The sequence below is a fragment of the Mesorhizobium metallidurans STM 2683 genome, from assembly GCF_000350085.1.
Classification (GTDB): Bacteria; Pseudomonadota; Alphaproteobacteria; order Rhizobiales; family Rhizobiaceae; genus Mesorhizobium; species Mesorhizobium metallidurans.
In genome coordinates, this window is record NZ_CAUM01000111.1 from 14,074 (window position 1) to 28,374 (window position 14,301).

The 14,301-nt window shown below is 62.8% G+C and carries 9 protein-coding genes and 1 tRNA gene; 6 read left to right on the forward strand and 4 right to left on the reverse strand.

What is annotated here, in order from left to right; translation table 11 throughout:
- Nucleotides 1-7: 7 nt before the first annotated feature.
- The 3 genes from MESS2_RS17940 (at nucleotide 8) to mgtE (ending at nucleotide 4,830) form a co-directional block, all read left to right on the forward strand.
- Entirely contained in the window at nucleotides 8-688 is a 681-nt protein-coding gene (locus MESS2_RS17940; protein ID WP_008875806.1) for a DsbA family oxidoreductase, read from the forward strand.
- A 599-nt stretch (nucleotides 689-1,287) separates the two neighbouring features.
- Entirely contained in the window at nucleotides 1,288-3,174 is a 1,887-nt protein-coding gene (locus MESS2_RS17945) for an ABC transporter ATP-binding protein/permease (protein ID WP_008875808.1), read from the forward strand.
- Nucleotides 3,175-3,465: 291 nt separating this feature from the next.
- Nucleotides 3,466-4,830, forward strand: a complete 1,365-nt coding sequence (gene mgtE, locus MESS2_RS17950) for a magnesium transporter (protein WP_008875809.1) — start codon at nucleotides 3,466-3,468, stop codon at nucleotides 4,828-4,830.
- A 55-nt stretch (nucleotides 4,831-4,885) separates the two neighbouring features.
- Here the strand turns inward: mgtE and gor are convergent, their stop codons facing one another.
- The 3 genes from gor to rpiA form a co-directional block, all read right to left on the reverse strand.
- The gene (gene gor / locus MESS2_RS17955; RefSeq protein WP_008875810.1) at nucleotides 4,886-6,274 is read right to left on the reverse strand and encodes a glutathione-disulfide reductase; all 1,389 of its coding nucleotides are present in this window, start codon (nucleotides 6,272-6,274) and stop codon (nucleotides 4,886-4,888) included.
- Nucleotides 6,275-6,488: 214 nt separating this feature from the next.
- Nucleotides 6,489-7,049: a DUF2059 domain-containing protein gene (locus MESS2_RS17960; protein WP_051069121.1), complete on the reverse strand. Its 561-nt coding sequence runs from the start codon at nucleotides 7,047-7,049 to the stop codon at nucleotides 6,489-6,491.
- A complete protein-coding gene (rpiA, locus tag MESS2_RS17965) occupies nucleotides 7,036-7,767 on the reverse strand; it encodes a ribose-5-phosphate isomerase RpiA (protein WP_008875812.1) in 732 nt (243 codons plus the stop codon). The genes MESS2_RS17960 and rpiA overlap by 14 nt, the downstream gene beginning before the upstream one ends.
- Before the next feature lie 163 nt (nucleotides 7,768-7,930).
- Here rpiA and MESS2_RS17970 point away from each other — a divergent pair, with 163 nt between their 5' ends.
- The 3 genes from MESS2_RS17970 to MESS2_RS17980 all read left to right on the forward strand — a co-directional run bounded on the left by MESS2_RS17970 (nucleotide 7,931) and on the right by MESS2_RS17980 (nucleotide 9,984).
- Nucleotides 7,931-8,614 carry a phosphoglycolate phosphatase gene (locus MESS2_RS17970; protein WP_008875813.1) on the forward strand — a complete coding sequence of 228 codons (684 nt, stop codon included), beginning with the start codon at nucleotides 7,931-7,933 and terminating at the stop codon, nucleotides 8,612-8,614.
- A 116-nt stretch (nucleotides 8,615-8,730) separates the two neighbouring features.
- Nucleotides 8,731-8,805, forward strand: a tRNA-Val gene (locus MESS2_RS17975).
- Nucleotides 8,806-9,297: 492 nt separating this feature from the next.
- The gene (locus MESS2_RS17980; RefSeq protein ID WP_040593453.1) at nucleotides 9,298-9,984 is read left to right on the forward strand and encodes a Crp/Fnr family transcriptional regulator; all 687 of its coding nucleotides are present in this window, start codon (nucleotides 9,298-9,300) and stop codon (nucleotides 9,982-9,984) included.
- Nucleotides 9,985-10,038: 54 nt separating this feature from the next.
- Here MESS2_RS17980 and MESS2_RS17985 read toward each other — a convergent pair whose 3' ends face one another.
- Entirely contained in the window at nucleotides 10,039-14,277 is a 4,239-nt protein-coding gene (locus MESS2_RS17985; protein ID WP_008875817.1) for a cytochrome P450, read from the reverse strand.
- Nucleotides 14,278-14,301: the final 24 nt, after the last annotated feature.

The following is a 14,301-nucleotide window of genomic DNA, read 5'->3' on the forward strand; positions in this document are numbered from 1 at the left end:
GACGACCATGAGCGCCGACAACTCCATCACGGTCGACGTGGTGTCCGACGTCGTTTGCCCATGGTGTTTCATCGGCCAGAAGCGGCTGGACAAGGCCGTTGCCGCTGCGAGCGATGTCGAGGTGCACATACGCTGGCGGCCGTTCCAGCTCGATCCGACCATCCCGCCCGAAGGCAAGGATCGCCGCGAATACATGATGGCCAAGTTCGGCAGCGAACAGCGCATCCGCGAAATCCATGCCCGCATCGAGCCCTTGGGCGAAGCGGAAGGGATTTCCTTCGCCTTTGATGCCATCAAGGTCGCGCCCAACACGCTGGACGCACATCGCCTCATCCGCTGGGCCGGTGCCGCCGGCGAAGCCGTGCAGAACCGGCTGGTGCGCCGCCTGTTCCAGTTGAATTTCGAGGAAGGCGCCAATCTCGGCGATCATACCGTGCTGATTGAAGCCGCCCGCAAGGCCGGCATGGATGCATCCGTGGTCGAAACGCTTTTGCCGACGGACGCCGATGTCGAAGCGGTTCGGACCGAAATCGCCACTGCTTCGCGCATGGGCATTACGGGCGTGCCCTGCTTCCTGCTTGAAGGCAAATATGCGGTGATGGGCGCGCAGGACGCCGATACGCTCACCGACGCGATCCGCCAGGTGGCAGCGGCCAAGGCGCGGGGCGAGTTGGAAAAGGTCGACTAAGCTACTTCACCGTTCCCTTGGCTCTGCTGACAATGAAACCATGACCGTTGCTGGCGGTGCAGCTCGATCCCTTGGTCGGCAACGCATGTGACTTTGCGGGTCGTGTTTGTCAGAGCGTGGCAACGCCATTTTCCGGTCACGTATCGGCCCTCGGCGTGAGCGACAACGCGGGGGAAGCCGAAACATCCGAAGCTCATTTTCAGCTGTTTCCGTCAGCCCGAAGCGGGAGTCCTGGTTCTTCGAGTAGATGATGACGTTCACAAAATCGTGTGTGAAGCTTCCCCAAGGTAAGACGCCTACTCTTCTGCATTCCAATTAGCAACTATTTGAAATTATAAGGATAATCAGTCTTCTGACCATTGATCACACGATGTTGCAGTCTCGCAATCTGTTGCATCATGGCAACGGCCGTAGCCTCAATCCACTGCAGCCCGGAGAAAATTAATAGAAAATGATCAATTGGTGTTACTGTTCGTAACAAAACTAAAAAAGGTTTGGGCGGGATTGTGATTCGGGTCGGTAGACCAGAGCGACACTCAATATCGGAAAAATGGCTTCGCGATGTCGAAAGACAGTCGCCCCTGACGCCGGTGTCCTCGATGCGCAGCTTCTGGGGGCTGATGCGGGCCTACTGGTTCTCGGAACGCTGGAAGGAAGCCTGGACGCTGACGCTGATCATCGCGCTGCTCACCGCGCTCTCCAGCAAGGCCGGCGTCTGGTTCGCCGAAGCATCCGGCGAACTGGTCAACTCGATCGCCTTTTTCCACGATGCCGCAAACACCACACCGCTTCGATCGCTGCTGACCAATGCCGGCATACTTGTCCTTCTGGTCGTGCTCAAGGACGCTGGCTTTACCGGCATCCGCACCCTGGTTTCCACGACGCTGCATCGCAAATGGCGCGGCTGGCTGGACAGCCGCTTCAACGAAGCGCTGCTCGACGCCAATCACACGCATTTCCATGCCCAGCATGGCTCGTCCGGCTCCGCCGCTCCCGACAACATCGATCAGCGCATCCAGGAATCGATCAAGGACATGACCGGCGGCGCCATTGGCCTCGCCATGGGCGTTCTGGCCGTTGCCACCTCGCTCTATTTCGTTGGCCAGAAACTGCTAGAAAACTCAGCGGAGGTCCAAGGGCTGGAATTCCTCGGCAGCTACGGCAGCGCCGTCCTCGCCTTTCTGGCCGTCGCCACCTATGTGCCGCTGAACACCTGGATCGCGGTTAAACTGGGCAAACTGCTGGAACGGCTCAACGTCAGGATGCAGCAGGCCGAAGGCAGCTATCGCGGCGAGCTGACCACTTTTCTACGCCGCAGCTTCCACGTCGCCGCATCGCAGGGCGAGGATGTGCAAAGGTCGATGCACAGCCAGCGTTATGTCGACATCGACCGCACCTGGGCGCGGCTGAACATCGTCAACACCAGCTACAATTCGTTCGAACTGATCTACAATTTTATCGGCGCCCGCATAGTCGCTTACGGGCCGGGCCTCGTGCCCTTCATTCACAACGGCTTCGATCTCAAGGGCTATATAACCGGCTCCGAGATGGTTAATTCGCTGATCGGCCAATGTTCGTGGTTCATCCATGTCATGCCCGCCATCGCGGCGCTTAGGGCCAACAGCCAGCGTGTAACCGAGTTGGCGAACGCCATTGAGAACGTCCAGCACCCACAGGAATTCTACCGGCAGACCGGCCATTCCGATTTCCGCTATGCCAGTCAGAACCCGGTCTTCGGCCTGACCATCCAGAAGCTTGAACTCGCCCATCAGGGCGAAGACGCAACGCCGTTCCTCAGCGCCGCGAATCTTCGCTTCCGGCGCGGCGAGTGGACGTTCCTCAAGGGCGAATCCGGTTGCGGCAAGACCTCGCTGATCAAGGCGATCAACGGGCTCTGGCCCTATGGCCGCGGCACCATCGTCTTCCCGGAGGGCGTCAGGAGTTTCTATGCCGCCCAGGAGGTCAAGCTGCAGCAGGTCTCGCTGAAGCAGCTGGTCTGCCTGCCGGGCTCCGAGCACGATCACTCCGATACGCAGGTCGCATCGGCGCTGCACAGAGCGGGCCTTGGCGACTTCATCGAACACATGGCCGAGGAAAGCCGCGAGGGAAAGATCTGGGATCAGGTTCTCTCCGGCGGCCAGAAGCAGAAGCTGGTTGTGGCCCGCATCCTGCTGCAGCAGCCGGGACTGCTGTTCCTCGACGAAGCGACCGGCGCGCTCGATCCCGACGGAAAGATCGCCTTCCACCAGGCGATCAAGGACAATTGCCCCGATGTGACGGTCATCAGCGTCATGCACGAGGCCGTGCCGCCAAGATCGCTTTCAGGCGCCGAGTTCTACCACAGCGTGGTCTCGATCGCGGATGGCGTTGCGACCAAGAAGCCGCTGGTTCCGAGCCTGCCTCGGGAACTCACCACCATCCTCGCGCAGCCAACGCCGGTCGAGGACAAATGGCTGCGTTTCTCCCGCCGGCTGAAGCAGAGATAGCATCAACACGGTAGCGTAGTGGCACGTGGGCCTGCGCCCGGCATCGGTCCAGCCATCCAACAGCGATCACAGTCTCGCGATCAGGCCCGTCCGCTGCCGTTTTCAGCCTGCATTGCAATTGACTCGGCAAGAAGCGCTCCTATGTTGCGCCGGCTTGCAGATTCCAATCCAAACCCGCGAGCAGAAAGGTCACCGCGCCATGCCTGGCGACAGTCACAGTCGAACGCAACCGCCGTCCGCCTGGACGTGACCTGACCGGTTCACGTCCTGCCGGACGGCAAGGAGTGAGCCATGAACGAATTTTCCCCCATAGCGGGCGACGATGCCGTCGCGATCGCCCGTATCCTTGCAAATGATCACGTCGCCGACGTCGTCGAGGCCCTGAACCACGAGCCTCGCGAAACGGCGATCGAGCTGCTTTGTGAAGTGCCGTTCGAGCGGCTGGTCGAGATTTTCGACCAGCCGGAACTCGATCGCGCATCCGAGCTCGTCGAGGCGCTGCCTCGTATCAAGGCCGGCAAGTTGCTGACCGCCATGTCGGTCGACCGTGCCGCCGACCTCCTGCGCGATCTGGAGGAGCCGGCGCGTTCCGAACTGCTCGGCGGCCTCGCACCGCCGCTGCGCGCGACGCTGCTTGCCATTCTCGGCTATCCCGAAGGCAGTGCCGCGTCCCTGATGACGACGGAGTTCGTCAGCGTGCCCTCGGACTGGACCGTGGGCCGTACGCTGGACTACATCCGCAAGGTCGAGCGGACGCGCGAGACGGTCTATGCGATCTACATCGTCGATCCGCAAACGCACGTCCTGGTGCGCTCGACCGGCCTACGCCGGCTGATCACCGGCGAGCCGGACGATCTGGTGATGGATGTCGCGCTGGATCGCATGCCGGTGACGGTCTCGCCGCTCACCGACAGTGAAAAGGTGGCGCAGCTGATCTCCAAATACGACCTGCTCGCGGTTCCGGTCGTCGACCACGGCAAGATCCTCGGCATCGTCACCGTCGACGACATCATCGACACCATGATCGAGGAGACGACCGAGGACGTGCATCGTTTCGGCGGCATGGAGGCGCTGGACGAGCCTTATATGAAGATGAGTTTTCTCGCCATGATCCAGAAACGCGCCGGCTGGCTGTGTGCGCTGTTCATCAGCGAGATGCTCACCGCCAACGCCATGCAGAGCTATGAGGGCGAACTGGAAAAAGCGATCGTGCTCACTTTGTTTATCCCGCTGATCATGAGCTCCGGCGGCAATTCCGGCTCGCAGGCGACATCGCTCGTCATCCGGGCGCTGGCGTTGCGCGAGATCGGCCTTGGCGACTGGTGGCGGGTCGCCTTGCGCGAACTGCCGACCGGCCTGGTGCTCGGATCGATCCTCGGCGTCGTCGGCATCTGCCGCATCACGCTGTGGCAGTATTTCGGCTTCTACGATTACGGCCCGCACTGGGAGCTGATCGCCGCGACAGTCGGCGCGGCACTGGTCGGCATCGTCACCTTCGGCTCGCTGTCGGGATCGATGCTGCCGTTTGCCCTGAAACGGGTCGGCTTCGACCCGGCCAGCGCCTCGGCGCCGTTCGTCGCCACGCTGGTCGATGTCACCGGACTTGTGATCTATTTTTCGGTGGCGCTGGTGATCCTGCGCGGGACGCTGCTGTAAAAAACTCACCCACTTCCATCGCGGCAATCTCGTTGCCGCGATGGTTCTTGTCGCGTCAGACGCGCTCGCCGTCTTTCACCCGGTAGGTCGGTTTGTACATGGTGACGAGCTCTTCCGCAGCGGTTGGATGGACGGCCATGGTACGGTCGAAATCGTCTTTGGTGAGCCCGGCCTTGATCGGAATGCCGAGAAGCTGCGCCATCTCGCCGGCGTCCGGCCCGAGTATATGGGCGCCAAGCACCTTTTTCGACGCGCCGTCGACCACCAGCTTCATCAGCATCTTTTCGTCACGGCCCGATAGCGCGTGCCGCATCGGCCGGAATGTGGCGCGGTGGATTTCAATGTCGGAAAAGCGCTTTATCGCTTCGTCCTCCGACAGACCGACCGTACCGATCTCCGGCTGCGAGAAGACCGCGGTGGCGATCGTGTCATGGTCGGGCGCGGTCGGATTGCCCTTGAAGGCCGTCTCGACGAAGCACATTGCCTCATGGATCGCCACCGGTGTCAGTTGCACGCGGTTGGTGACGTCGCCGATCGCCCAGATGTTGTCGATACTGGTGCGCGAATATGCGTCGACATTGATCGCGCCGGTCTTGGTCAATTCGATGCCGACGCCTTCAAGGCCGATGTTTTCGGTGTTGGGAATGCGGCCGATGGCGAGCATGACCTGATCGACCGTCAACGCCTTGCCGCCGGTGACGAGCGCGTCAAGCCTGCCGTCCGGCCGCTTGCGGACCCATTCCGACACGGCATGGCAGAGGATCCTTATCCCCTTCTTTTCCATCGTCTCGTGCAGCATGCGCCTGAGGTCCATGTCGAAGCGGGAGAGGATCTCCCTGCCGCGGTAGACAAGTGTGGTTTCGACGCCGAGGCCGTGAAAGATGTTGGCGAATTCGACGGCGATGTAACCGCCGCCCTCGATCATGATCGCCTTAGGCAATTCCTTGAGGTCGAAGGCTTCGTTGGAAAAGATGCAATGCTCGTGGCCGGGCAGAGCCGGATGCGGCGCCGGGCGACCGCCTGTGGCGATGAGAATCTGGTCGGCCGTGACGGTGCGGTCCTCGCTCAGCAGATGCACCCCATGCGGGTCGACCAGCATGGCGCGCGAATGAAACGTCTCGCCGCCGGCGCCTTGCACATTCTTCTTGTAGATGGCCTCCAGCCGGCTGATCTCGCGGTCCTTGTTGGCGACCAGGGTCGGCCAGTCGAAAGTCGCCTTCGGCACCGTCCAGCCATAGCCGGCGGCATCCTCGAAATGTTCGGGAAATTGCGAGGCATAGACATAGAGTTTCTTCGGCACGCAGCCGCGGATGACGCAGGTGCCGCCATACCGGTATTCCTCGGCAATGCCGACGCGCTTGCCGAGTGCGGCCGCCACACGCGCCGCCCTCACCCCGCCGGAGCCGCCGCCGATGACGAAAAGATCGTAGTCGTAACCGGCCATGCCGTGGCTCCTCATGCTTCGAAACGTTCGAGACAGGTAGGCCGCAAAGCATCAAAAGAAAAGCCCGGCCTACAGCGCCGCGCGTCCTACTGGACGCGCAAAGGACGCTGTAGAGCTTTTGATTTGCGCATGATCCTTTCCGAAATCGAATTCGATTTCGGGGTCATGCGCGATACCGGGCTTTTCTGGTCCAATGGCGCCAGGAGAAGCAGGATCAGTTCTGCGTGCCGTCTGCAGGTGCCGTGGCATCGGCCGGCGCCGCCGTCGCCTTGGCTTTCGCTGCGGCGGCCAGCGTTTCGCCGACCTGCTGGGCGAGATCGCGGGCGAGGCCGTTCTGCCAGATGTCGGCCGCCTTGACCAGATCGCGCGTCACGGCCGGACCGCTGTCGAGCAGCTTCTTGCCGGACTCCGAACTGTAGAAGGCGGCGATGTCGTTGAGTTCCTGTTCGGAAAACACCTTGGCATAGGCCAGGGCCGCTTCCTTCTCCAGGTCGGCGCGGCGCGAGGCCAGCGACAGCGCCTTCTCGCTGATCGTCTTGCCGATCAGTTCCTCCATGTCCGGGTTCTTCTGGATAAGCTGCTGCTCGAGTGCGGCCGCTGCCTGCGGCAGGATGTTGTCGAACGGGTCCGTCGCGTGGATCGCCGTAACCGCGGCGCGCGCGGCTTTCAAATGCGCGTCGGTGACGTCCTGCGAAAACGCCGGCGCGGAAAACGCCAAGACGGCCGAAGCCGCGACAACGGCGGAAAGACGGCGAACCCGGTTATGCAACATCATGATCGGTAGAACTCCCTGGTTTTCGGGCGGCATGGACGGTTTGGATGCCGTCGCCGCCGGCGATGATGGCCGCTGACGCCAGCCCGATGAAAAGACCATGCTCGACCACGCCTGGAATGGCGTGGAGAGCATTCGAAAGCGCTCTTGTATCCGGAATGCGGCCAAAAGATGCATCGAGGATAAAATGGCCGCCGTCTGTAACAAAAGGCTGGCTTCCCGTCATCCTCAATGTGACCGGACCTGCGAGACCAAGCCTTTTGGCCGCCGCGCCGACCGCGATTTCCGTGGACCGCAGGCCGAATTGGTTGACTTCGATGGGCAGTGGAAAACGGCCGAGCGTGGCGACCATCTTCGAACGGTCGGCGATGACGATCATGCGCTGGGATGCCGCCGCGACGATCTTCTCGCGCAGCAGCGCGCCGCCGCCGCCCTTGATCAATGTCAGCGCCGGGTCGACCTCGTCGGCGCCGTCAATGGTGAGGTCGAGTTCTGGCGTTTCCTCCAGGTCCGACAGCGGCACGCCAAGCTCGCGGCAAAGGATGGCGGTGCGCTCCGAAGTCGGCACACCGATTATCGTGAAGCCGGTGGCGACCTTTTGTGCGAGCAGCCGCACGAACTCCTCGGCCGTCGTGCCGGTACCGATACCGAGCCGCATGCCGTCACTGACATGGGCAAGGGCTGCCCGCGCGGCCTCGACCTTCAATTGCCTCGCATCCATGCCGCTTGTCGCGCCTCGTTTTGTTTGCGCGCTCCTAGCATTTTTGCCCGCCCGGTCAAAGACCTTGGCTGTGGACTGGCCCAGACGGCTTGCCTGAGCCGGCTTGCCTGATTGGATCGCAGGAGGTATCGCCTGCGGCAATGCAATCGTCACAGGACAGGCCATGACTCGACCGATCATCGTGTTCGACCTCGATGGGACGCTGATCGACACGGCGCCGGATCTGCTCGACAGCCTCAACCACAGCCTCGCCGCCAGCGAACTCGCGGCTGTCGACGAGGCCGGCTTCAGGCGCTTCGTCGGCCATGGCGGCCGGGTGATGATCGAGCGCGCGCATGCCGCGCAGCAAAGATCGCTCGCCGTCGACGAGCACGACCGCTTGCTGAGATTGTTCCTCGATCACTACACCGACAACATTCCCGGCAAATCGCGCCCCTACCCCGGTGTCGTCGAGGCGATCGCCCGGTTCGAGAATGCCGGCTATCTCCTGGCCATCTGCACCAACAAATACGAAGCCAACTCGGTGGCGCTGATCGATGCGCTCGGCCTGGCAAGGCATTTCGCCGCAATCTGCGGCCAGGACACGTTCGCCTTCCGCAAACCCGACCCGCGCCATCTCACACAGACCATCGCGCTCGCCGGCGGCAGCCCGCACCGCGCGCTGATGGTCGGCGACTCGCAGACCGACATTGATACGGCGAAAGCCGCCGGCATTCCGGTGGTGGCGGTCGATTTCGGCTACACCGACCGTCATGTGCGCGAATTCGAACCGTCGGCGGTGATCTCGCATTTCGACGCGCTGACGCTCGACCTGGCGGAACGGCTGATTGCCGCCGCGGCACACTGAGCGCGAAGGCGGCCGGGCGCTCCCACGCGGGTCTTCGCTGGAACGCCGGACATCGCCTTGACTTCGCGGGCCGGCCTCCCTTATATCGCGGCTCGCTTGGCCTTCGGGCAACGAGCGGGCGATTAGCTCAGCGGGAGAGCACACCCTTCACACGGGTGGGGTCGCAGGTTCAATCCCTGCATCGCCCACCATCTGACCTCCAGAACAGGTTGGATGACCGGTTTTCACGACATTCACTGAATTTCGCCGCCAGCCTGGACGACAGGGCTCTGGTTCGTGCCTGCATCCATGTAGGCGCCCGCCGGCGCGGCATGGTCCGCTGCAAATGCGCTATGTAACGCTCTTCACAGACCATGGCAGGTTTTCGCGCAAACGTAGCCCGGCGCGGTCGAGATTCGATTTGGCCGTGCGCAACAAAATTCGTGGTCCGGAAAGCAACCGGCCCAAGGCGGGGATTTTTGGCGGGGTTTTTGATCACCTAGGCATTTCACAGTTGCCGTCTGCGCGTTCGGTTCCTCCCACCGCGCGTGCAGACGGCCTTCAATGCAGGCGGATCGGATACCGGATGCTCCGGTGTCCGATCCCATGCCTTTCGAAGGAGCCGTGACATGGATGAACACCGGGCTTTGATGCGCACCAGTCTTGCCGTAAACTTTAGCGATTACGGAAATTGGGGCATCGATATGGCTTTTGCTGGCGCGAACGACAGAGATGATCTGCCGCGCCTTGCGCGCATCGATCCGCGCCAGTTCGATCTGCTGTTCAGTGGTTGCAAAATCGAACGCTATGCCGCCGGCCAGCATTTGTTCGTCCAGGAAGATGCCGCCGACCGCATCTACGGTGTGATGAAGGGCACGGTGGAGATCTCGATCTATTCGCCTGGCGGCCAAAAGCTGGTGGCCAATATCGAGCTGTCACGCAGCCTGGTCGGAGAGATCGGGGCACTTGACGGGCGCCCACGCACGGCCACCGCGATCTGTCTCACTGCCTGCGAACTGGTTTCGATCAGCCGAACACAACTGTTTGATCGGATTGAGAAAAATCCATCCCTGGCGCGCGCCATGATCGAACTTTTGTGCGCGCGGCTGCGCTGGGTCAGCGGCGAGCTCGGGGATCAGGCCTTTTTCGGCATCGAGGCGAGGCTGGCAAAACGACTGGTCTTTCTGGGTGGCGTCATAGCCGACGGCGAAGGCTGGATACCGATCTCGCAGTCTGAACTGGGCGAGTTCCTTGGCGCCACGCGCGAGTCGGTCAACAAGACGCTCAACGACTGGCGCAGCCGGCAGATCATCGCCATCAAGCGCGGCGGCCTGCGCATCACCGACGCCAGGGCGCTCAGTCATATCGCCGACTCGCAGGACAACGACTGAGGACGGCGATTCGGGGATGCGTCCTCGAATCCGATTCGGGGATGCGTCCCCGAATCAGAGCCGCGAAATCAGATAGCGCAGCGAAGACTTGCCCGGCATGAAGAAATAACCCCCTCCCCTTGTGGTGACGAATTGCGGTATCCCCTTCAGCACGGTGACGCCCTCCCAGGACGGGATGGTGAACCTGCCGCCGCCGTCACGCGAGCCGATGGTCGGGTCCTTTTCGGCGACCAGCCCCTGGAACGAAGTCGATGAGACCCAGGTTTGCTGCATGAATTCATACTGGCGCTCGATGTCGGCGTTGAGGCACATGAAGAGCAGGCCCTTCTCGACCTTTCCGCCCTTCTTGTCCTGCTTCAGATAGGTGCGGCCGACCCGGATGATGCGGTGGCGCTTGCCGATCCTGATTTGCGTCTCGCGGTCTTCGCCCAGCGAATCGCGGGGATTCGAGCGCCGGACATGGGCGCCGAGCGGGCAGCGATGCCCCTGTGGGTCCTCGGTGCCGAAGGCAAAATCATTGTCGGCCGGGCGGCCGGGGCGGCCGTCGGGATTGCGCACCAGCGAGCTGCCGTCCGGCCAACGGCCAAGCATCTTGGCGGCGACCCAGCGCGGCGTGATGGCGGGATTGCCGGTTTCGCTTGCCGCCTGCATGGCCGCGGCCTTGCAGTAATCGTCGAATATGTCGACGTGCTGCTCGAACTGGCGCACGACAAGGAAGGAGCCGTTGCGGCCGAAATCGTGCGGCGGCGGTGGCATGCCCGCGATTTGCCGGTTGCGACGCACCGACGACAGGATGCCGGACCGGTCCTGCGAGGCCCGGACGGATGGCGAGGCCGGATAGAAGCCGTGCTCGTCGCGATAGCCGAACAGGAACTCGCCCGGTGCGACCAGATGCATCGGCGCCGCGCCGGCATTGGCACGCGCCGTGCCCCTGACGATCGGCTGTGAAACACCGTCGACGAAGCCGAAATGCTCCACCGCGCGCTTGCCCTCGCGCTTCACCGCAAGCGCCAATTCGGCGACGAGTTTCATCCCCGCGCCCGTCGTCTTTCGCTTCAGGGCAGCGATTTCGGCCGCCAGCATCTCCGCGCTTTCGGCATAGCAGACGATGACTGCATCCGCCGGTTTCCGGGGCGAGCCCCACCGCCATTTGTCGGGCACGCTGTCACCGACATCGTCGAGGATGCGGCTGCGCTCGGGATTGCCCATGCCATGGCGAAAGGCAACCGAGAACGTATCGAGCGGATCGTCGTCGACGCCACCCTCCAGGCCTAGGCGGCGAAGGCCGTCGGGCCCGAACGCCACCGTCATTGCGCGCTTTGCCGGCGCGCCGTCGCCGAAGCTCGTTTGTGCGACGATGAACTCCAGCCACGCCTTGCGACTGATCCGGGACAGTGTGTCCGGCACGGCTATCGCCAGCATATGGGCATGACCGAGCGAACCGAAGGGGCCGAAGAAGACGGACTGGATCTCGCCGGTTTCCAGCTGCTCGACCGGTGTCGGCGCGGATGTGAACAGATTTGCCGCTTCCACCCTCCTCGCCTGCGGGCGCGGCAGGGAGCCGAACAGGCTCAGCCAGTCGCGCGCCTGGTCGGCGGTTGCCGAAGCGATGCCGCGCCGGATCCTGGAGTTGGCGCGGATGCGGATCGTGTTGAGGGCCGGATAGGCCGAATACCAGAACAGCGTCGGCACCTGCTGGCGCCGTGCCCACCGCTTGAAGCGGTCGCCGTCACGTGCGCCGTCGAGGAACAGCCAGCGCGTGCGCGGGTAACCCTCGGTGTTGCTCCATACGCCGGTCAGTCCGGCCGCGGCCTTGGCGATGAAATCCTCGAGATAGCTCTCCCAGCTGCCGCCATAGTTGGAAAGGAACATCAACCGGTTGGTGCCGGGCAGCAGCACCCAGCGGGCGAAATGGATGGTGTTGATGGTGGCGAGGAAGCCGGGCTTGAACACCTTCTGCGCCGAGATCGAGATCAGGTAGAAGGAAAGCCTGAGCGCAAGCCGCCGCAAGGTTCCGACCTTCATCGTCGATATCGCCGTCAAATGGTTCTGGGCGCTGCGGTCCTCGTGGACGATGATCTTGTCCAGCGCATCGAGGTCGACAGGCGTGTTGTGAGGGCGATCGATGTCTTCGATGCGCCGCAGGGCGACGAAGCACAGGCCGATCAACGCGATCGCCATTACCAACAATCCGAGCACGGCCAACAGCAGTGACGTGCCAGCAATGGCGATGTTGGGAAAGGTCAGGCCGGCAGGATTGCCGAACACCAGCACGTAGGTCGCGCGCCAACAGGCAAGAACCAGCAGCGTGACGGTGACAAGCACGGTCGGCGCCAGCAGGGTGGTAGTGATGGCTTGCCACCATTTTCCCGGCGGCCTTTCGAGCAGGCTTTCTGCTGGCTGGAACGCCCAGCCGAACTTGCCGAGCGACTGGACATGCCGGCGGGCCTCAGTGAGCACGGCGGCGGCATCGCCATTGCCGTCGCGCGGCTGTTCGACGATGTCGCGGATGGTGTCGGCGAGTTCGGCTTCGGCCAGGATGCGGCGGACCGAATGTCCCGGCGTGCCGGAAAACACCAGCCCGGCATTGCTGCCGAAAGACGGCGATATCTCGACATTGTGCTTGCGCAGGAAGTCGTTCAGCGAACCGCCATCGGGCAGGCCGCAGACGTCTTCCAGAATCGGTAGCAGCCAGTGACCGATGGCTTGCGAGACAGCGTCGATGACCTCATCGCTGCTGCCGTCGCCGGAGACTTCGAGAACCAGAGCGCCCTTCTCAAGACCTGAAGCGTCATCGGTCTCGCCAGTGCCGGCAACGGCCAGGCTGGTGAAGTGAATGGTGCCGGCGATATCGAGCGCGGCGCGGATCTCTTCATTGGCCGGATTGCCGAGTGCCGCGACCTTGTCGCGGAGGGCGTCCAGCGGCGCGGCCCGGGTGATCGGGCAGACCACCGTCACCATCGAATGGTCGACGGTGCGGCAAAGCGCGGGCCGCTCGAAATCGATCTTGAGGCTTTCCGGATAGGCGCCGACGCTGCTCATGCGTCCGGCCCTGCCGCGCGCGCGCCGTACACCCTGCTTCTGGAACAGGGCGCGCAGGCTTTCGCCGATCTGGATCCTGGCGATCTCGGCGCCGATGCACAGATGAATGCCGTGGCCGAACACCATGTAGTCGCGTTGCGGGCGCGAGGTGTCGAACGCGTTCGGGTTTTGCACGGCTTCCGCGTCGAACATCGCCGACAGCGTTGCCGGCATGACCACCGTTCCTGCCTTCACCAGGCGCTCGCGGCGCGTGCCCCTGGCGATCGTGGTGTCACGCGACGTGTAACGCCACGGACCGACCCAGATCGGCTTGAAGCGCATGGCTTCGAGGATCGCCCGATCAAGCTTGCCGGTATCGTCCTTGGCGAGCGCCGCATCGATGGCCTGCCGTGCGTCGGACCGGGACAGTATTACGTCGAGGCAATTGCCGCCGGCCAGCACATTGGTCGGGACAAAGCCGGTGACCATGCCTAGCATGATCGAATGGATGTCGGGCAGCGACAGCTTGCCCTGATCGAGAAGGGCGACAAGTCTTGGCAGCGGCTGCTCGGCCTTCGCGCCCCCCTGCCTGATCGCGTCGATGGAGCGGTCTATGACCTTGATCAGCCGGTCGCCGGCGACCACGGCAAGCTCGCGTGTGACCGGTTTTGCCAGCGGATCGGAAAAGAACAGCGCGCTCAAGGCGATTGCCCAATCGGCGAATTCGGATTCGTCGTCGATCTCGAGACCGAAATAATCGCGGCAGATGTGCACCGGCACGATTTTCATCAGCCCGGAGATGGCATCGAATCCAGGACTGGCGCGGGTCATGATCTCCCCGGAATGGCGTGCGGCGATCGGCCTGACGGCGGCCTCTACCTCGGCCGGCGGGAAAGCGCTGAGCACCGACGACTTCATGCGGCGATAGTCGGCGCCGTCCTGCATGCCGAGGATGAAGTTCGACCCACGAGCCAGTTCGGTCATCTCGGGTCCGTAAGGGGTCTGGAACTCGTCACCGCGCTCCAAAATGTCGCGAACGTCGGCGTTCCTGGTGACAAGCAGGAAATTGCCGAAGGCAAGGTTCGGCCAGAACCGGCGCAGCAGCGCCAGCGCCCAGCGAGGGTCACTGAAGAGGAAGCCTGTTATGCGCGCCGCAAGACCACCGTTGGAACGCAGCCGTCCGAGGTCGAATGGCGGCATTTCCGCCAGCGGACGCTGGTTTTCCCGGGCCTCGCGGACGGCATCGAAATACTTGATCCTGAACATGCGCATTCAAGCCCCCCGGCCGTTCACATT

Coding starts and splice junctions, on each gene's coding strand:
- MESS2_RS17940 (WP_008875806.1), top strand. CDS start 8: ATGAGCGCCGACAACTCCATCACGGTCGACGTGGTGTCCGACGTCGTT.
- MESS2_RS17945 (WP_008875808.1), top strand. CDS start 1,288: ATGCGCAGCTTCTGGGGGCTGATGCGGGCCTACTGGTTCTCGGAACGC.
- mgtE (WP_008875809.1), top strand. CDS start 3,466: ATGAACGAATTTTCCCCCATAGCGGGCGACGATGCCGTCGCGATCGCC.
- gor (WP_008875810.1), bottom strand. CDS start 6,274: ATGGCCGGTTACGACTACGATCTTTTCGTCATCGGCGGCGGCTCCGGC.
- MESS2_RS17960 (WP_051069121.1), bottom strand. CDS start 7,049: ATGATGTTGCATAACCGGGTTCGCCGTCTTTCCGCCGTTGTCGCGGCT.
- rpiA (WP_008875812.1), bottom strand. CDS start 7,767: ATGGATGCGAGGCAATTGAAGGTCGAGGCCGCGCGGGCAGCCCTTGCC.
- MESS2_RS17970 (WP_008875813.1), top strand. CDS start 7,931: ATGACTCGACCGATCATCGTGTTCGACCTCGATGGGACGCTGATCGAC.
- MESS2_RS17980 (WP_040593453.1), top strand. CDS start 9,298: ATGGCTTTTGCTGGCGCGAACGACAGAGATGATCTGCCGCGCCTTGCG.
- MESS2_RS17985 (WP_008875817.1), bottom strand. CDS start 14,277: ATGCGCATGTTCAGGATCAAGTATTTCGATGCCGTCCGCGAGGCCCGG.